This is a genomic window from Photobacterium sp. 1_MG-2023 (assembly GCF_030547945.1).
GTDB lineage: Bacteria > Pseudomonadota > Gammaproteobacteria > Enterobacterales > Vibrionaceae > Photobacterium.
The window spans coordinates 61,526-78,648 of record NZ_JAUORR010000002.1; the positions used below are offsets into that span (position 1 = coordinate 61,526).

Below are 17,123 nucleotides of genomic sequence, written 5' to 3' on the forward strand. Positions count from 1 at the left end.
TCACATCCTTGTTATCGAGACCGGATCAATGCTGTGCTGATCGCTGAAAGTGCGCCATCAGACCTTGCGCATCAAACACAGGCTGACTGTATTGACGCACCAGCCGGTGTAAGTCCGCTGCGGTCAGCGCAGGCTGCTCACCCAGTACCGCGGCCAGAACACCGGCGACGGCAGTGGCCGCCGCCGATGTGTTGGAAAATGTCAGACTGTATCGGCCAGTCTTCGCAGAAAAAGTCAGATAAGGCACAGGAACCTGAGTCGCGATCGGTTCACCCATCACCGGCCATACAGTCCCCTGACTTTCTGCATTGACCGTCAGAACCTGCGGCTGAGCTGCCAGTGAAAAGCTGTGATTCAGGTTCTCTCTGAAATTTCCTGCCGCAGCAACCAGAACCGTTCCTTTCCCTTGTCGGCCATGTTCAGCCAAAAACGTCAGGGCATCAGACAGTGCCTGCTGGGTCAGCGGTAAAGTCCACGCGGCCAGTATCAGGTCGGCCTGGCTGAGATAGGCCAGTTGCAAGGCCATCAGAATATCTGACGTCCAGTTGGTATCCCGGCGCAACAACACGGCGTCAGCCGCAAAGGCCAGTCCTTGGGTGTCCGGATGCCTTGACCAAAGCGTCGCCAGTGTTGCATCACCATGAAACGAATCATAGCCATGCACGGCAATTTCACTGGGTTCCAGCGGCAAAGGGCGACGCTGATCAATATCGTAATGCAGTTCAGGGAAAAAGGGCTGCAAAGCCGGATCAGCCAGGCCAAACGCACTGTCGATCACAGCGAGAGTCACCGCAGCACCCGGCGTTGCGGGCCATTGGTCAATGTTCAGTTGCTGACGGACAGGTTGGGGGGAGGTCCTGGGTAACCGCCCTGTTCCCCCCCCTTGCGTACCCAGACGAATTTGCAGCAAATCCGGTTCTGCCATCACAATCCCGGGGAAGCCTTGGAGTTGCTGCACCAGCGCAAGCGTTGCCTGCGGACTTTGTGTCTCCGCCACAGACCAGTAATACACCTTCAACTCGAACACAACCGCCGAACTGACAATCAGAGAGTGACGTAAATCGGGCAGCTTCAGCGATTTTTCATGCTTCACTAATACCCGCGTTCCGACTTGCAGGGCCTTGGTCCCTAACCATGGATGCATGTAGACCGGCGCCCCGACCGCTTGTGAAAGGAGACGGAATTGAACATTTTTATCCATCACCCGAAGGGTTAAAGATTCCGGCCACACGTGGGCCTGTGCCAACGCAGCAAAGGTCAGCGCAATGACAGAGAACATCCGCTTCATAAACAGCCTGAATCATTGAAATTACGGTTCAGGCACCGACAACCCAACAGTGCCAGACCCATTACGGCCTTGACGGAAAAATACCGTCCATGCAAATACAAAAATTCACGCCCAGATAAGGCTGCATATTCTCATGGGGCTGCGATCCGCCAGAGACGGCCATCGCCTGAGCATTTAACTGATTATCCGGGTCGCCTGTGTAATACCGAGCCTCGGCAACACCACTTGCATTCAAAATCCCTACCCCTGCATTCAGGCCACTTGCAGTATCCGCACTGCTATTCACGGCTTGCATCGCATGGCTGTGTGACGGAATTTCCGTGATATCCAGTGGGATCATATCTACGCCGGACTTTTCTGCCAGAACGCTGGGCGACAACCCTGGCCCATTTCCCGTCCCCATGGGTGTGCGGGCCCGCAGGTCAGGGAGTTGAAATGTATTCGGGTTGACGTTGCCAAAGCTATATCCAATCACAGCAAACAACACTTCATTTTGCTGAATGCTGAGTGTTTCTCCGTTACAAAATGCCCAGAATCGCGGGGCAAATGTGTAAGGCATCATCATAATTTCGCCGTAAAAAGCTTCACTCATCTGATTTTCCTCAGCTTCTTTGCGGGTAAATACCTGCGGTGCAAATAATAAAGTTCAATGCCAGTGAGGGCGCGACATTCAAATGACGCTCTCCACCCCCGGCTGTACTCACGGCATCTTGCCGTAACGCGACCCAATCCGTTGCAACAGGGGAAGCAACGAACTGACTGGCCTTCCCCACCACCAGACCAGATGCAGGCTCTGAAGATGTCGCCGGGTTATTTGCAGTCATCAGGGAATGCTGATGTTCCGGCAATTGATTGAGCGTCAGGGTCACGTATTCCTGCCCCATCCTTTGACCGGGGATACGGGGTGTCAGTCCATGACCGGCCCCCCGTCCCACAGGGACACGACCTCTCAGATCCGGCAGACTGAATGTTGTTCTGCCATCACCGCCATACTGGGTCCCAATTAGTGAAAACAGCGCCTCATTGGATGAAACCGGTAACAATGTGCCCGCACAGTAAGCCCATCGTCGCGGCGCATAACTTCCTGCGAAGAGGGTAATTTCAGACAAATAACGTTCAGACATTCCTGATCTCCTAATCTCTTTCCGGGAAAATACCGGTCAGGGCGATACAAAAGCTGATGACCGCTGAAGGCTGCATATTTTCATGTCCTGTCCCATGACCTGTCGGGCCCACCGCTTCAGGATTCATCGCTTCAAGATTCTGCGGCGCAGCATAAACTGGTGTGTCTCCGGCGGCAGCAGCAAGGACTGTCGCTTTTTGCTGCCTGAGCAAATAAGGACGGAATGAATCGCCAGGCTGAGATGAAACGGCGACACCATGGGTGTGGGCTGGCATTTCAGCTTCCGTCAGCGTCACTTGCTCCATACCGCCCGTTTGCGCCTGCGTGATGGGCCGCTTGGAATAGAAAGCAACACCCGGCTGTACCGGCATTCTGCCGCGAAAATCTGGCAGTTTGAAATCCGTCTGACCATTACCGCCAAACTGATTTCCAAGTAATGCAAACAAGGCTGCGTTCTGGCTGACTGGCAGCACCTGCCCATCACAAAAAGCATAATTTCTGGGGGCGAAGTTCACCGCAAACATCTGAATATTACCGATAAAAGGTTCCATACTGACCTCAGTGCGTTAAGGTTGCGTGACTTTTCGGGAGATAATCACTTCCAGTTCTTTTTCTGAATTGGGAGAAACAAATAAACTGGCCGCTCCCAGTTGCGGATGGCTGAATCGATAAGTGCCTTGCTCAATCGGCTTTTCCTGCGCACTGCAATCCAGATAAAACGCGTAAGACTCCCACTGTTTCCCATGCGTCCCCGTTCTTTGTACTCCCGAGATCACAACCTGACAGTGCTGCGGTTCCCCCACATCAATCATCAGGGCGTCGCCAACGCATTGCTCCAGCCGTTCAAACGTAAATTGCTCCATGTCACCTCCTGTTACACAGACTGCTGATGCACTTTGTGAATAATTTCAATGTCCACGATAGGTGTAGAGCATCCGGCAGATTCCAACAACACGGTGCATAAAAACTGAAGGATTGATCAAACAAATCCATGTCACTGGCAACAGCAACACCATCAAAATGCAATGAAGAGGATATGCCACCCTGAATATGAACAAGCGAGCCGACCGGCGCGCAGAAACAAGAAAGGCACAGGCGTGTTGCTGAAGTTTCAGCGTTCAGAGGTTTGCGGAGAAAACGGGCGTCGCGGATACCGTTGCCGGACCCAGCGAAGCACCGGCTGTTCTATCCCGTAAGTCATCAGAGAAGCAATCAGCAGGGAGAGGACCATCGCTGTGATCATTCCGGCAACTGCCGGCCAGTCCTGCCCGTAAAACAGCTGTATCACGACATAACCCAGATTCTGGTGTACCAGATACAGCGAATAAGAAATCGTGCCGAGAAAAACCAGCGGACGCCAGGTCAGAAATCCCAGCGCGCCGCGAATCACCGCCAGCCAGAAACTCAGCATGATCAGCAGCATCAGCGCAAACTGGCTTACCGAGTGATTAATTCCGAGAATCACCGCGCACAGCAGGAGTGTCCGGTAAGCGGCGTTCGTTTGGAGTCCCTGCCAGATGTTGTAAAAACAGATCCCGGCGGTAAACATCGGCAGGTAAGGCAGAATCAGCAACTGATTCAGGAAAGGTGGCATGTCTGAGCCGCTGAGGCGCACGACAACATCGGCCACCATCACGACCATAAAGATCCGTTCCGCCTGCTTCAGTAACCCGAACAGAAACAAGCCAAACATCCAGACATAGAACATCAGTTCAACCGTCAGCGTCCAGTAAACCCCGTCCACATGGGGGATACCAAACCACTGATGAAACATCAGCAGATTGGCCAGCGCCGCAACGCTGTCAACTTCCCTGCCCGGCAACCCCATGACAGACACCACACAATAAGTCAGCGCCACGGCAAACCAGTATACGGGATACAAACGCGACACCCGCGAGATCACGAAATCCACCGGACGCTCAACCCGGTTCAGCGTCCAGAAAATGACAAAACCACTGATGATAAAAAACAGATGAACACCAAACCGGCCCGCATAAGCCCAGTCAACCGCCAGCCCCGGATGTCCGTATAACGCATCATATCGGTAAAAATAGTGATAGAGCACGACCGCCAAAGCGGCCAGTCCGCGCAATGCATCCAGTTCAGTCAGCCGTTGCTTTGACGCCATGATCGACACACTCAAAAAGTCACATTCCCTGATAACCTTGAGTATAGATGTTGCATTTTTTTGTGATGAATTTTACAGAAATCGAAGCGTGAATCTGGCCTGTGAACCCAGTCGCGCTGTTAATTCAGAAAATCGAAGGGCAGCATCATCAGAAAACAACACTCAGCTTCATCATTGCGTTCCTGCCGACGGCGTCGCTTTCGTTTTTGCTGATGAAGCTGCTGAGATGCGGCCCGGCAGGCTTTGAATCGCCCAAGTACAGCAGCCGGTAAGGCTGCATAAGATTTGGCTTCGATGATCTCAATCACAGCCTGGGAGCAACTGGGTCCACCATGAAAGGCGGCATGTGCGCACCGATAGCCTTTATGCGGCGATAAATATTTCTGGTACCAGTGAATACTGCGGATAGCGAGAATTTTCATGACATTTTATCGGGTCAGAACATCTTTGCAGTATCCACAATCAAGGCAGGGTCACAAGGTATTGCTATAAAAAACAATACCTTGATCTCAAGTCTTTCCGGCCTGTTTACTCAGGACAGTGCTTTCTCCCAGACTGTCCGAATCGTGTGCGTCGAGAAACCCACCGCTTTACAGTTTTTACTGCTGGCACTGTCGGGCATCACATCGGTCAGCAATCGATTTGCGCCCTGCGCAACCGCATCCTGAATCCGCTGATGCAGCAGCGCTGTCTGACATCCCTGCTTTCTGAAAGCCGCTTGTGTATAAGCGTTCGCCAGAATTGCTGTTTTGCCGTCAAAGAAAGTGGTTGCCCAGGCACAGGGGATTTCATCCACATAGGCAACATAACAACGGAAAGTTTCAGAACAATATAAATGGCGCTTGGCCTGCCAGATATCATCATCACACGTCAGGCCCGATGTTTTCAGCAGCGCCAGAAATTCATCTGCCTGATCATTCCCCCACATTTCAACCCGAACTGCCGACGCCTGTGAACCCGGCTGGTAGGCCTCTGCCGCCAATGCTAAAAATTCATGCGCATAGGCAGGCACATACCCTTTTTCAATCAGTGTTTTCGACAGCGCCTCATTCACCGCCGAGGGCGCCACATGAATCTCCGGCGGTGTTGATTCGTGGTAGTGCGGCAGGAACGCATCCAGACCGAGCACCGCATCTGCATGCGTGATAAGGATTTGATTGTCATAGCGCCGCGTGGGATCGATAAAAGCCGTCAGGTCATCGTCCTGAATGATATTGAGTTGACTGGGTGTTGCCGTGGATAAAGTTCTGGCGTTATTGAAGCGAAAATATGCCACGTAAGCGGCGTTGACTGTTTCCATACTGAATGTTGGGTTCATTCAATCTCCTGAAAAAAATCCATTCCAATTTGCGAATTCATAAAAATACACGTCAAAATATCAGCCCTGGAGACTGTAGCAGTCAATGGGCCTCGTATTCAGGACTCCTACTCACTCAATTGTTTTGTCTCATTGAGTGATTTCACACCTCGATAAAATGCTCAAACCGAAAGAAATGCATCTCTAAATCAACATCTGTTTCAAGGCGCAACGAAAACGATTGTCCAACCAAACGCGTCACCGTCTTACGCCAGAATGACAGTGCAGCGTGATTTTCCTGAAGAACCCGTATTTGCCATTGTCCCGGATGACGCGATATCAGAGCCTGAAAAGCCCTCATTCCAATCCCCTTGCCATGAAACTTCCGCAAAATAAAAAACTGATCCATATCATACACAGCCGGATGATCAGGGTATTTCCGGACCAAAGCAAAACCTGCCAGCTCGCCATCACATACAATCCAATATGGCGTATGATCCGGCACCTGCCAATATGGGTCCAAGTGCTTTGGATTCGCAACATAGTGCCCATGCGCATTGAGCTTCAGGGGAATAAACGCCGACAGTTCGTACATGTAGAACGAAAACAGATTCTCCAGAACGGGTCGCTCTGATCCTGAGATTTGATTCAATGAAATTTCCATATGTTCTCTGATTTCCAATTCATTCCTGATAAGAACGCTGAAAAAACGCCCAAATCACTTGGCACCCGAGAGTCATCGCGAAGATTGATGTCGGGTAACAATTGCACCACCCGCTTGTAGCACGCGCAGCCGATCAGCAATCGTCTGACCGTATCCCTGAATCATTTCCTGAACCACTGCACAATCTGAGACTTCCCCTCGTGCAAGACGCACTGCCTGAGCAATGGCTGATTTGAATGCCGGATCGTATCTCAGCAGGACAGCTGCGATTGCATTCAGATCGTGATAAAAGCTCTGATCACGTTCGCAATACAGGGCGTAGTGCGTGCGCAGAATTTTTTTCGCCACTGATTTCCCGACAGCAGATGAAGAACCCGATTTGATCTGCTCAAGGGCTTGGCACAAGCGCTGCTGAAGATCCTGATTCATTGCCAGCCCGATTTGCAATGAAGGCCGATAAGGAGCGATCTGCGGCCGTAAGTCCGCTCCCCACACGCATGTGCACAAATGTTTCAGCCAAAACTGCCATTCAAAGGCATTATGCACCATCGCCTCATCGTAAGTACCCAGATCGAACTCGAGTTTAGAAATTGAAGGATGCTGAGGGCAAATGCTGTCGGCCAGTGTGTTCAATGCCGCACGGTGCTCGCCCGACAACGGCTGATGCGTGATGAGACTTAAATCCAGATCGGAGACACCCCATTGCGCCTCACCTCGTCCCACGCTGCCGTACAAATAAATAGAGTGAATTTGCGAGGCAAAATCAGACGACAATCGGGCAATCGTCTCATTCAGGACGGGTAAAAAATCTGCACTGACCTTAGAAAGGCACACCGGATGACCGACAAATCCCTGTGAATCCAGCCCGCGTTCAGGTGTTATCTCTGCCATCCATGCCTGCCTCTATACCGCATATTCCAGCACCATGGGTATATCCAGCATCCCATAGCGGTTTCGAATGCCTTCAACACGTTGAAATCCAAAGGCGAGGTACACTTTTTCGGCATTCAGGGCAGCATTGACGGTGAATTTTCCATGATTCCCATGTCGCAGACATTCAGCTTTAGCCGTTTCCCAGAGTTGACGGGATATACCCATTCCATGATGCGCATCATGGATAAACAGATGCAGCAGATGGACGTTGTCTCTCATCCCAATCACGCCCACCAGTTCGCCCTGAGCCGATTCAGCAACGTGGTAACGATGACCGGTTTGAAGATAAGTTTTGATACAGTCTGCCGTCATTGTCCCCTGCAGCATGTCACGCGCTTCGGGTGCGATGGTCGGTAACACATGCTGAGTCAGTGCTGGCAGAATCAAAGCACTGATGGAAGCTGCATCTTTCACTTCAGCTTGCCTGATCTTCATGTCACTTCTCCTTCTGAAGATAATGTTCTGTCGTGCTGGCAGCATCACAATTGCGCCCGGCTCAACCTGAAATACCGGGCAGGCTTACGCTGCCCCTTTTGTCAGCAATCCCTCAAGCTGACTGTCATGCCAGCGAGTCATCAGGAAGATGGCACTCAAGGCCCCCAATAAGGCGAAGCCCATGTCAGACTGGGTGTCCCATTCATATCCCTGTGTGCCTAAAAAGGCTTCAGCATTTTCGCCGGTTGCCAGCGCCACCCACCACTCAATCAATTCATAGAATGCGCTGAATGCCAGGCAAATCGATACGGCGATCACGCCAACCCAAATACGACCATTGACGATGTGTTTCCGGATTAAAATTTCCCGCGCCAGAATGGCAGGCACAAAGCCCTGAAAGAAATGGCCGACTTTGTCGTAATTATTCCGGGCGGCACCGAAAAGATTGTCGAACAGGGGTACTTCCGCATAGGTGTAATGGCCGCCCACCATGAGCACAATACAGTGCAGCAGAATCAGAGCGTACAATAATGGCGTCAGCGGGAAAGACTTGTAGGTGAAGACGATCAGCACCAGCCCGATCAACGCAGGCAGGACTTCCAGAAACCAGGTGAATGTATCCTTCGGCTCAAAGGCCGACCAGAGAAAGACCGTGGCGAAAACTGCCAGCCAAATCAATTTCATTGTGCTGCTTTTAACCTGTTTGCGTGTTTTTCAAGGAAGGGTGCACGGTATCACAAGAATGAACACCGTGCACTCAGGTTCTTATGGCGACTGAGGTATCAGTCCGTATGGCAGGTTGGTGAACATCGAACGATGTTTGGGGTAAACAGGGGCGGCGTTCACACTGCGCCAGTCAAGCAGCATAATCGCCAGTGTATTTCGGTGTTCGCCGTCGTAAAGTTCCGTCTCTCCCTGCTCTGAGGGCACCATCCCCGCGTCACGATTGATGGATTTCTGAATGGCCTGCCGGGTTTTCTCCACCACAGGATCCGCTGTCTTTCCTGCCAGCAGAAAGCTGATCCCCACTTCGGCGATCACATCTTCTTTGGTATGCGTCAGAATCGTGTCGATATTGTTGCGGAAATAATCATAAATCCACTGGAAATCGCTTTCTTTAAGCTGAAACTGATAATAAGCAGAGGCCGCAAAAAGAATATGGGTCATGCCATAAATTTTATTCATGTACTGCTGTTCATTGAGCTGGCTGTCCAGAGCGTCCGGATAGGTCGCCCGAAATGCACGGATAAACGGATCAACCACATCCTGCTCGCCCAGCTGTCGGAGCCAGTAAACCTGATTCGCGAGCTGTGCCGCCCAGGCACGAATCATTGCCGGATCGGTCGCGTAACGGGAAAAATCATAGCGTCGGAAAATGTCACGCAGTTTGTGGTCATCTTTGTGCTTCAGCCCGTACTCATTCGCTCTGGCCATCGACCCCAGTAAGTCGACCCCCAGAAAGTAATATTCCGGATGTGCCTGGGTTGCCAGATAGCGCAGTTCACTGCGTGCACCTGATTTCTGACTGTATCTTGCCGCGCGTGCTTCAGAATACGCGTTGATCTGAGCCGGGGTATAAATGGCATCACTGACTTCGTTTAACCGGTCGGCCACCCGGGCCATATCGGCCCACACAGCACTCTGATATTTGGGATCTAAGGTTTGCCGGTACATCCGCAACCCGTAATGGCCCATTTTAAAAGCAGGGAGTTTATACAACTGGGATTCATACGTCTGCCGGATGCGTGCCGCATCTTCAGCATAAGTGGGTAATTCTTGCTGTTGTTCCGCTGCGGGTGCAGGTTTGGGGTAAATCTGGACTGCCGACCAGGCGGGCAGCGACAACAGAGCAATCAATATATATACGGCAGCAAAACGAAGTGTCTTCATCACGATCCTTTTCAAGCCTCACATCCATTTCAATGCGAACATCATAGCAGTGACTGATTGCAGTAAAGTCAGTTTGATGTCATTGAATACACAGAAACAACTGCGGTTGAACCACCGGGTGCCCCGTTTATTCCTGAATCCAGCGGTAGGTCAGGTTCATCCTTTCGTTGCACCGCTGCTGTGTTTTCGGAATACTGTGAATCCAGTTGGACTGGGTGTCGCCCGCCATGATCAACAGTGAGCCATGGCCGAGCTGAAACTCAATTTTTTCTGATGTCTTGCCATGTTTCAGCAAAAACCGTCGGGTTTCGCCCAAACTGACTGAAGCAATCACCGGGGCCGGTCCCAGCTCAGGCTCGTTATCCTGATGCCAGCCCATGCTGTCCTGACCATCGCGATACAAATTGGCCAGAACCGAGTTAAAGCGGGATTGCGCGACCCTTTCACAGGCCGCTTTGATGGCCAACAGCACCGGCGTCCAGGGATTCGGCTGCATCGTTAACCCGGAATAGGTGTATTGCGCTTCTCCGCACCAGCATTGTAAACGCGGCTGCAGAACTGATTTGCCGTACAGGGTGATGGCTTCCTGTTGCCAGTCCAGCGTTTGCCGGAGGACCGAAAAATATTGATTGGCTTCATTGGCCTGAAAGAAATGAGGCGCCCAGAACAGACGGCCGCCCCGAATGTCCAGCCATTCCCCCGGCTCTGACTCGGGTGCAAACAAATCCAGATTCATCACGCTGCTCACAGACCGGACGGCTGAGCGGGTAATCGGACATCCACCCAGACCAGACGATGATCCGAACTGACTTCGGCACGCTCTCTGCCATCTTGCCCGGCCACCAGCCGACGAAGCGGATCTTTTTTATCGGGCCAGAAGACCCCGCTGTTCATGATGTCGAAGTCAGAGGAAGGCAATACATAGTCCAGTCTCAGGCCGCCTAAATGTGTCCATTCCGCACTTCGGCCCCGGCGCAATTTCCAGGGCCGGAAAAATCGGCCGCCAAGGCTTTTCGGGGTCAGTTTTCCCTCGCTGACGACACGATGAATCCGGTGATGATACAGCAGATGGCGTAATGCCAGCGCCATACCTTCGCCATCGTGCATATCAGCATTCAGATCGCCCATGAGCACAAAGGCTTCATCAGGCAAAATCCCCCCAGTCCGGCCCTGATCGTCGGTCAGATACGCTTCATTTCCGATGATGTCTGTCAGCAACCGTAACTCATCATGATTCCGGCGTGCATTGCGCCGTTCGGGGCCGTCAAATACCGGCGGTGTCGGATGCGCGCAGAGCAGATTGAACCGCTGCGAACCAACCTGAACCGGGATCAGCACGTGGTTTTTCGAGGACAGCCGGAGTGCCTGCGCTGCTTCCGGGCAGTAATAATCTTCTGGCATCAGATGTTCCGGCATCTCCTGCCAGAGAAACTGCTGCCAGCTTCGGATATCCGATTCAATCAGCGGGTATCTGGAGAGCACCACAAAACTAAAATGGCCGTGATGAAACCCAAAGCCCTGCGCATCTTGCGGCAGCGTGAGTTTCCCGTCGCCGTCTAAATCGACAGGACTGGGTAAGCCGGTGTTCGATGGCGGACAGTAACGGTAGGGATAATCGATAGCAACCTGCCCGTGTTGCGGCTCGGCCAGATAATAGCGGCAGAAGTCGTTCAGGCTACCATCGTCGCCTCCCTCTCCGGGATGATCAAATTCGCACAGCAACAGTACATCCGGCTGAATGCGCTGAATCATTGCCGCAATGCGGGAAAATCTGGGGTGGCCTGGTTCCGCAAGTTTTTCCCGGATCCGGCCGGGCACCGGATCCGACATCGCGACATTAAAAACGCCGATGCGTAAGGTTGGTGATGGCACAACAAACTCCCAACAAACTGAAATGAAAGGCCTGTTCAGATTGTACGCGGAGTTGAACCCAGTCTCCAGCAGCCACTAACCGGGAATTTTCACCAAACTGCTGATGGCCAGATGAATCTGCCGGGCATCATGCATTGCCCGATGTCTGGAGGGGCCCAACTCTTCCAGCGCACGCTGAAAAGAGGCGCGGTCGATGCCATTTTCCTGCTGCAACCATAAACCCACTTCCGTCAGTCTGAAGGAAGGCCGCATGTGTGCGGCATGGTACAGTCGCCCCAGCCAGAACAGATCCCACTGGCTGTCGCAAAAAACATAGTCAAGCTGCCCCAGCACACTGTTCAGATGCTGACAAACTTCCAGAACCTGCATCCCATGCTGTTCAAGCTCTGAACGAGAGATCTGGTGGATTTTCTGCTCGGCATAATTATCCCAGAACTGCCAGACATCCCCGGCAGTCAGCGGATTGATCAAGATACTGCGACCACTGCCATCGGGCAGAATATAGCCGACTTCGATAGGATAAGACTGGTCAGATAATCCTGACGCTTCAAAATCGAGTGTTGCCCACATTGCACTCTCCCTGATGCATATTTTAGGTCCATCCACCGGTCACGTTCGGTTCCATCCTGATCGGCACGCAACGCATGCAGATATACCGGTACGGACACTGCCTTCAGTACTTCAGGTATTCTGGCTCCTGCCGCTCCCGCTCCTGAGAACGAATCCAAAATACCGCACTGCGCCTGATTGTTTCGCAATACAACTTACCTGATTAACTTTAGACCCAGCTTGGCGCTTTACCCGCAATTTCATTTGCTTGACGCAGGATTGATACAATTTAATTCATCTTGAGCAGCCGCTGATAAATGTCAGTCTCCGAATCACTGAAACAAACGAAATACACTTTCTCCGGCAGCGCCTGTGCTTCAAGGAACTGGCGTACGGTAGCAATTGCAATTTCAGCTGCCTGCTGCTTGGGAAAACCGTACACGCCTGTGCTGATGCCCGGAAAAGCAATCGTCCGTACGCCCACTTCTTCAGCCTGCATCAGACTATGGCGATAACAATCGGCCAGGCGTTGTGCTTCGTGGTGGTCGCCTCCCTGCCAGATTGGCCCGACCGTATGGATAACCCATTTTGCCGGCAACTGATATCCCGGTGTAATTTTCGCTTCTCCGGTCTGACATCCGTTCAGACGACGACAGGCTGACAGTAATTGCGGCCCGGCCGCTTTGTGGATTGCCCCATCCACCCCGCCCCCGCCAAGCAACGTGTGATTCGCCGCGTTCACAATTGCATCCACCGATAACGTGGTGATATCTCCTTGCCACACCAACAAATCTGCCATGTTTGCCTCCGGTTTGATCTGACACAAGAGAAGCTGAACCGACTCAGAAAGCGCCTGTGTCATGACTGGCTATCATGTTATTTTAGTGCGTCGCATTCAAAACAGATCAAAGCGAGCTTTATGATGCCTCCAATCCTCGGCTTTGCCGGATTCAGCGGGTCGGGAAAAACCACGCTGATTGAACAAGTCATTCCGTATCTGAAACAGCAGGGTCTGCGGGTCGGACTCCTGAAACACAGCCACCACGATGTGGAACCGGATACACCGGGCAAAGACAGTTACCGTCTGCGCCATGCAGGCAGCGACCAGCTGTTGCTGGCAACGCCACACCGTCATATTCTGTTTTTTGAATATCCTGCATCCGAACCCCGGGAACCGGATCTGCAGCAGTGTTTGCAGCAACTGGATCACCGCAAGCTGGATCTTATTCTGGTGGAAGGATTTCGCGATCAGCCGATTGCAAAAATTGAAATTCACCGTCCGGACTATGGCAAGCCCCTGCTCTATCCGCAGGATGAGCACATCGTCGCCATTGCCACCAGTGAACCGGGCACAACACACCCGTTACCCGTTCTGGACCTGAATCAGCCGAAGCTGGTAGCGGCGTTTGTGTTGAAAAGAATTCGGGAAGAGAATAACTGAAGGTGTTCATTTGGGATGCCCGGCACCTGAGAGGCCGGGCATGCGTTCGTCCGCTTTTACAGAGGGGGTCAGCCAGCGCATCAAGGCAGACGAAGCGGGTCTATCAGAACATCAGGCGTTTGCGGCCGGTTTGCTGATCGGAGTCTTTCCCGATGCTCGCGGATGGCCGGTTGCCGGATTTCTGTTTGCTGCTTTTTTTCGCCGGTTTGCTGCCAGACGATTTGGCAGGTCGTTTGTGTGCCGGCTTATCGGCTTTCGGTTTCTCTGTTTTCGGCTTCTCCGCAGCAGGCTTGCTGACGGTTTCCGTCACAGGCTGATCACAAATCACCAGATAGAATTCACCGTTAAACTCAATCACATCGCCATCGTAAACCTTGCGGCGCTTGCGCTGTTCCAGTTCACCATTCACGGCCACATAGCCTTCCGCAATGGCCATTTTGGCTTCACCACCGCCACCGACGGCATTGGCAATTTTCAGCACTTTATACAACTCAATCGGGTGCGCCGACACTTCAATGCCCAGCGCTTCCACTTCAATTTCCTGATCCTGACTCACAATGTTCTGCCTGTTTCGACGGTCAATGCCGTGAGTATACCACTCTCTGCCGCAGGACCGGGTAAGATTCCGGCGTCACGGCACGGGATCCGACAGAATGGATTCATCCGCATGCAAAACACAGACAATATCTTGGTTTTGAGCCCCCGATTAGAGATAACGATCTCAATCCGTTATGCTTGTGACATGCTTCATGCCCGTGCCAAGTGACAAGGAAAAAAATCATGCTCAAATGCTTGTATGCCGCTGTATTCTGCCTTCTTTTTGCGCTGCCAGCGCTGGCTCAGGAGGAGTCGTTGCCTTATTCAGAGCAAGCGGCGTTAGATAAGCCACTCATGGAACGGTATATTCTGGACGAACTGAAATCGCTCCGGCAAGACCAGCAGGATCTGGAAAGACGACTCACGATTTCTTTTACCGACCGTGAACTCGCCGTGGCAGACAAATCCCTGAACTACGCCAATGTGACCGTGACTTACTTCTTTTACCTGATTGCCGGAGCCGCCTCCCTGATTGCGCTCGTCGGCTGGCAGTCGCTGAAGGAAATCAAAGTCAATACCAAGAAAATGGCCGACCAGCAGTTGCAGGAAATCACCGAACAATACGAGAAAAAATTCCAGGTGCTTGAACGGGATCTGAAACGGAAAACCCGGATTATTGCGCAGAACAACAAAGAGATTGAAATTATCAATGAGGTGCACAACCTCTGGCTGCGGGCGCAAAGCTCACAAACGGCAGAGCAGAAAATGGAAGTCTATGATGAAATCCTGAAACTGCGTCCCGGCGATCTGGAAGCTCTGACCCACAAAGCGGATGCTGCCATGGAAATTCGTGAATTCCACTGGGCACTGAGTATCTGTAACCGGGTGCTGGAAGTGGATAACACCAACGCCAATGCCTTGTATCAGCGGGCCTGTGCTTATGCCTGCCTGGGCGCAGAAGATCAGGCGGTTTCCGATCTGGAACAAGCGATTCTGGGCAGCGCCTTCCTGCGGGAACTGGCCCGGGAAGAGCAGGATTTCGAAACCCTGCACGGCCATGAACGCTTTGATCAATTAATCACTTACCACCACGAATGAGTCAAACCGCCTTCAGACTGCACCCAGCATCCGTTGAGAATGGCAAGGTCTGAAGGCATTTTTACAACGTCCTTCATGCTTCTGGCACACCAGCCTGCCTGTCCGGGATATTCACTGGACAACCTAATGACAGCGCGCTTAGTATCTTACGCGTTGATAAGGATCCAACGGAGTAAGTCATGCAAGCAACCACCCGACAAATGCAGGCCCAGAAACACATTGCGCTGGTCGCACACGATAACTGCAAAAGCCACCTTCAGCGCTGGGTTGAAGAGCATAAAGGAAAGCTCTCAAAGCACACCCTGTATGCAACAGGCACGACAGGTCATCTGCTTACCAAACAAACCGGGCTTCCGGTGAACTGCCTGCTCAGTGGCCCGATGGGTGGAGACCAGCAATTAGGTGCGCTGATCTGTGAAGGAAAGATCGATATGATGATTTTCTTCTGGGATCCCCTGAACGCTGTGCCGCACGACCCGGATGTCAAAGCGCTGCTGCGCATTGCTGCGGTGTGGAACGTCCCGGTGGCCACCAACCGGGCCAGCGCCAATTTTATGATTGAATCGTCCATGATGGACAAAGCAGTCTCCATCGAGATTCCGGACTATGAAGCATATCTCGCAGAACGTCTGACCTGAACACCCCGTACAAAGCACAGTATGGCGGCCTGGATCTCGGCCGTCATCTTCGCTCTCCATCGCGCCAAAGCCACCCAAACCGCTGATTTGCTATCTCTGTTTGCAGATGACAAAAAACGTCTGAAGCCGCCTCAGACCCGGCAAATCCGAAATTTTAGGTATATGCTTAGAAATTGTTGATCTCAGCAATTCACCGCGAAAACAACTTCTTACCTGCATGGTGGTTTATGAAAGCATGGACTCTGACTGAACCAGATGGCCTGAACAGCCTGCAACTCACACGCCGTTCACGGCCGAAACCCGCACCCGATGAGGTTCTGATTCAGGTCGCTGCCGCCGGACTCAACCCCATCGACTATAAACTGGCCAGCTGGGGTTACGCCACCTGGGACTATCCGCAAATCGTTGGGATGGACATCGCTGGCACCATTGAAACGGTCGGGGCGCAGGTCCGTCAATACAAACCGGGCGACCGGGTTTTTACCTTTCTTGATCCCCGCCAGTGCGGTGGCTTTGCCGAATACGTCTGCAGTAAAACCGATGCCCTGAGCCGCCTTCCCGCTGAAGTCAGCTTTGAACAGGCCGCAGCAATCCCTTCAGCCGGATACAGCGCCTGGCTGGCGGTGTACGACAAATTGCGTCTGGCGGCAGGCCAGCGCATCGCCATTACCGGGGCTGGCGGCGGTGTGGGCGGATTCGCCGCACAGCTCGCCAAACTGGCAGGCGCAACCGTTTATGCCATTGCGGCGCAACAGCACCATGCCCGATTACTCAGTTATGGCGTGGATGCGGTGATTGATACCGAAGACAATGTCGCGATGAAAATCATTGAACTGACCGAAGACAGGCTTCTGCACGCTGTCATTGACTGTGTCTCGGCCCGATCCGGCAGTGTGATGAGCGCCCTGATCCGCTACAACGGACAAATTGTCATGGTTGCGGATCAGTTCAACCAGGTGCCCTTGCTAGCAACGACGAAAGCCATCAGCATGCATGAAGTCGCGCTGCACGCAACCTATGCCCACGGCGCGCCCGAAGATATTCATCATCTGGCCGACATGGGCAATAACCTGAGCAATCTGGTGGCGGAAGGAAAACTCGACCCCATGCTGAATCAACTGATCCCCTTTGCGGATCTGAAGCAGGGTCTGCAGATGCTGCACGACCAGAAGCACAGCGGCAAACTGGTCGTGGTGCTGGACGACTGAGGCAGCCGAAACCGCAGGGAGA

The 17,123-nt window shown here is 52.5% G+C and carries 22 protein-coding genes; 4 read left to right on the forward strand and 18 right to left on the reverse strand.

Annotated elements, in window-relative coordinates; genetic code table 11:
- Positions 1-25: 25 nt before the first annotated feature.
- The 17 genes from Q4579_RS02060 to Q4579_RS02140 all read right to left on the reverse strand — a co-directional run bounded on the left by Q4579_RS02060 (position 26) and on the right by Q4579_RS02140 (position 12,978).
- Positions 26-1,288: a S8/S53 family peptidase gene (locus Q4579_RS02060; protein ID WP_303561244.1), complete on the reverse strand. Its 1,263-nt coding sequence runs from the start codon at positions 1,286-1,288 to the stop codon at positions 26-28.
- 61 nt (positions 1,289-1,349) lie between these two features.
- A complete protein-coding gene (locus tag Q4579_RS02065; protein WP_303561245.1) occupies positions 1,350-1,880 on the reverse strand; it encodes a phage tail protein in 531 nt (176 codons plus the stop codon).
- Positions 1,881-1,890: 10 nt separating this feature from the next.
- A complete protein-coding gene (locus Q4579_RS02070) occupies positions 1,891-2,412 on the reverse strand; it encodes a phage tail protein (RefSeq protein WP_303561247.1) in 522 nt (173 codons plus the stop codon).
- 10 nt (positions 2,413-2,422) lie between these two features.
- On the reverse strand, positions 2,423-2,962 hold the full coding sequence (locus Q4579_RS02075; protein ID WP_303561248.1) for a phage tail protein: 540 nt from the start codon (positions 2,960-2,962) through the stop codon (positions 2,423-2,425).
- A gap of 15 nt (positions 2,963-2,977) precedes the next feature.
- The gene (locus tag Q4579_RS02080; protein WP_303561250.1) at positions 2,978-3,274 is read right to left on the reverse strand and encodes a hypothetical protein; all 297 of its coding nucleotides are present in this window, start codon (positions 3,272-3,274) and stop codon (positions 2,978-2,980) included.
- 248 nt (positions 3,275-3,522) lie between these two features.
- Positions 3,523-4,539, reverse strand: a complete 1,017-nt coding sequence (locus Q4579_RS02085) for an acyltransferase (protein WP_303561252.1) — start codon at positions 4,537-4,539, stop codon at positions 3,523-3,525.
- A gap of 119 nt (positions 4,540-4,658) precedes the next feature.
- On the reverse strand, positions 4,659-4,961 hold the full coding sequence (gene yidD / locus Q4579_RS02090; protein ID WP_303561253.1) for a membrane protein insertion efficiency factor YidD: 303 nt from the start codon (positions 4,959-4,961) through the stop codon (positions 4,659-4,661).
- Positions 4,962-5,071: 110 nt separating this feature from the next.
- A complete protein-coding gene (locus Q4579_RS02095; protein WP_303561255.1) occupies positions 5,072-5,857 on the reverse strand; it encodes a GNAT family N-acetyltransferase in 786 nt (261 codons plus the stop codon).
- A gap of 142 nt (positions 5,858-5,999) precedes the next feature.
- Positions 6,000-6,500 carry a GNAT family N-acetyltransferase gene (locus Q4579_RS02100; RefSeq protein WP_303561256.1) on the reverse strand — a complete coding sequence of 167 codons (501 nt, stop codon included), beginning with the start codon at positions 6,498-6,500 and terminating at the stop codon, positions 6,000-6,002.
- A gap of 72 nt (positions 6,501-6,572) precedes the next feature.
- On the reverse strand, positions 6,573-7,391 hold the full coding sequence (locus Q4579_RS02105; RefSeq protein ID WP_303561258.1) for a nucleotidyltransferase domain-containing protein: 819 nt from the start codon (positions 7,389-7,391) through the stop codon (positions 6,573-6,575).
- A 12-nt stretch (positions 7,392-7,403) separates the two neighbouring features.
- The gene (locus Q4579_RS02110) at positions 7,404-7,868 is read right to left on the reverse strand and encodes a GNAT family N-acetyltransferase (protein WP_303561260.1); all 465 of its coding nucleotides are present in this window, start codon (positions 7,866-7,868) and stop codon (positions 7,404-7,406) included.
- 84 nt (positions 7,869-7,952) lie between these two features.
- The gene (locus Q4579_RS02115; RefSeq protein WP_303561262.1) at positions 7,953-8,552 is read right to left on the reverse strand and encodes a DUF2238 domain-containing protein; all 600 of its coding nucleotides are present in this window, start codon (positions 8,550-8,552) and stop codon (positions 7,953-7,955) included.
- A gap of 81 nt (positions 8,553-8,633) precedes the next feature.
- Positions 8,634-9,758 carry a DUF3541 domain-containing protein gene (locus Q4579_RS02120; protein ID WP_303561264.1) on the reverse strand — a complete coding sequence of 375 codons (1,125 nt, stop codon included), beginning with the start codon at positions 9,756-9,758 and terminating at the stop codon, positions 8,634-8,636.
- Between the two features lie 127 nt (positions 9,759-9,885).
- Positions 9,886-10,494, reverse strand: coding sequence for an alpha-ketoglutarate-dependent dioxygenase AlkB (locus tag Q4579_RS02125; protein WP_303561266.1), 609 nt, complete (start codon positions 10,492-10,494; stop codon positions 9,886-9,888).
- A gap of 8 nt (positions 10,495-10,502) precedes the next feature.
- Complete coding sequence (locus tag Q4579_RS02130) at positions 10,503-11,630, reverse strand: endonuclease/exonuclease/phosphatase family protein (RefSeq protein WP_368501951.1); 1,128 nt, start codon at positions 11,628-11,630, stop codon at positions 10,503-10,505.
- 75 nt (positions 11,631-11,705) lie between these two features.
- Positions 11,706-12,200 carry a hypothetical protein gene (locus Q4579_RS02135; protein ID WP_303561268.1) on the reverse strand — a complete coding sequence of 165 codons (495 nt, stop codon included), beginning with the start codon at positions 12,198-12,200 and terminating at the stop codon, positions 11,706-11,708.
- Positions 12,201-12,468: 268 nt separating this feature from the next.
- Positions 12,469-12,978 (reverse strand): O-acetyl-ADP-ribose deacetylase, encoded by a 510-nt coding sequence (locus Q4579_RS02140; RefSeq protein WP_303561270.1) that lies wholly within the window; start codon positions 12,976-12,978, stop codon positions 12,469-12,471.
- A 123-nt stretch (positions 12,979-13,101) separates the two neighbouring features.
- On the opposite strand from Q4579_RS02140, the gene mobB reads away from it, so the two are divergent.
- Positions 13,102-13,620 carry a molybdopterin-guanine dinucleotide biosynthesis protein B gene (mobB, locus tag Q4579_RS02145; RefSeq protein WP_303561696.1) on the forward strand — a complete coding sequence of 173 codons (519 nt, stop codon included), beginning with the start codon at positions 13,102-13,104 and terminating at the stop codon, positions 13,618-13,620.
- 103 nt (positions 13,621-13,723) lie between these two features.
- Here the strand turns inward: mobB and Q4579_RS02150 are convergent, their stop codons facing one another.
- Positions 13,724-14,176, reverse strand: coding sequence for an RNA-binding S4 domain-containing protein (locus Q4579_RS02150; RefSeq protein WP_303561272.1), 453 nt, complete (start codon positions 14,174-14,176; stop codon positions 13,724-13,726).
- 224 nt (positions 14,177-14,400) lie between these two features.
- Here Q4579_RS02150 and Q4579_RS02155 point away from each other — a divergent pair, with 224 nt between their 5' ends.
- The 3 genes from Q4579_RS02155 (at position 14,401) to Q4579_RS02165 (ending at position 17,101) form a co-directional block, all read left to right on the forward strand.
- Entirely contained in the window at positions 14,401-15,255 is an 855-nt protein-coding gene (locus Q4579_RS02155; protein ID WP_211645750.1) for a hypothetical protein, read from the forward strand.
- A gap of 179 nt (positions 15,256-15,434) precedes the next feature.
- Positions 15,435-15,893, forward strand: coding sequence for a methylglyoxal synthase (locus Q4579_RS02160; protein ID WP_303561274.1), 459 nt, complete (start codon positions 15,435-15,437; stop codon positions 15,891-15,893).
- Between the two features lie 227 nt (positions 15,894-16,120).
- Positions 16,121-17,101 (forward strand): zinc-binding dehydrogenase, encoded by a 981-nt coding sequence (locus tag Q4579_RS02165; RefSeq protein WP_303561275.1) that lies wholly within the window; start codon positions 16,121-16,123, stop codon positions 17,099-17,101.
- Positions 17,102-17,123 lie beyond the last annotated feature (22 nt).

Coding starts and splice junctions, on each gene's coding strand:
- Q4579_RS02060 (WP_303561244.1), bottom strand. CDS start 1,288: ATGAAGCGGATGTTCTCTGTCATTGCGCTGACCTTTGCTGCGTTGGCA.
- Q4579_RS02065 (WP_303561245.1), bottom strand. CDS start 1,880: ATGAGTGAAGCTTTTTACGGCGAAATTATGATGATGCCTTACACATTT.
- Q4579_RS02070 (WP_303561247.1), bottom strand. CDS start 2,412: ATGTCTGAACGTTATTTGTCTGAAATTACCCTCTTCGCAGGAAGTTAT.
- Q4579_RS02075 (WP_303561248.1), bottom strand. CDS start 2,962: ATGGAACCTTTTATCGGTAATATTCAGATGTTTGCGGTGAACTTCGCC.
- Q4579_RS02080 (WP_303561250.1), bottom strand. CDS start 3,274: ATGGAGCAATTTACGTTTGAACGGCTGGAGCAATGCGTTGGCGACGCC.
- Q4579_RS02085 (WP_303561252.1), bottom strand. CDS start 4,539: ATGGCGTCAAAGCAACGGCTGACTGAACTGGATGCATTGCGCGGACTG.
- yidD (WP_303561253.1), bottom strand. CDS start 4,961: ATGAAAATTCTCGCTATCCGCAGTATTCACTGGTACCAGAAATATTTA.
- Q4579_RS02095 (WP_303561255.1), bottom strand. CDS start 5,857: ATGAACCCAACATTCAGTATGGAAACAGTCAACGCCGCTTACGTGGCA.
- Q4579_RS02100 (WP_303561256.1), bottom strand. CDS start 6,500: ATGGAAATTTCATTGAATCAAATCTCAGGATCAGAGCGACCCGTTCTG.
- Q4579_RS02105 (WP_303561258.1), bottom strand. CDS start 7,391: ATGGCAGAGATAACACCTGAACGCGGGCTGGATTCACAGGGATTTGTC.
- Q4579_RS02110 (WP_303561260.1), bottom strand. CDS start 7,868: ATGAAGATCAGGCAAGCTGAAGTGAAAGATGCAGCTTCCATCAGTGCT.
- Q4579_RS02115 (WP_303561262.1), bottom strand. CDS start 8,552: ATGAAATTGATTTGGCTGGCAGTTTTCGCCACGGTCTTTCTCTGGTCG.
- Q4579_RS02120 (WP_303561264.1), bottom strand. CDS start 9,758: ATGAAGACACTTCGTTTTGCTGCCGTATATATATTGATTGCTCTGTTG.
- Q4579_RS02125 (WP_303561266.1), bottom strand. CDS start 10,494: ATGAATCTGGATTTGTTTGCACCCGAGTCAGAGCCGGGGGAATGGCTG.
- Q4579_RS02135 (WP_303561268.1), bottom strand. CDS start 12,200: ATGTGGGCAACACTCGATTTTGAAGCGTCAGGATTATCTGACCAGTCT.
- Q4579_RS02140 (WP_303561270.1), bottom strand. CDS start 12,978: ATGGCAGATTTGTTGGTGTGGCAAGGAGATATCACCACGTTATCGGTG.
- mobB (WP_303561696.1), top strand. CDS start 13,102: ATGCCTCCAATCCTCGGCTTTGCCGGATTCAGCGGGTCGGGAAAAACC.
- Q4579_RS02155 (WP_211645750.1), top strand. CDS start 14,401: ATGCTCAAATGCTTGTATGCCGCTGTATTCTGCCTTCTTTTTGCGCTG.
- Q4579_RS02160 (WP_303561274.1), top strand. CDS start 15,435: ATGCAAGCAACCACCCGACAAATGCAGGCCCAGAAACACATTGCGCTG.
- Q4579_RS02165 (WP_303561275.1), top strand. CDS start 16,121: ATGAAAGCATGGACTCTGACTGAACCAGATGGCCTGAACAGCCTGCAA.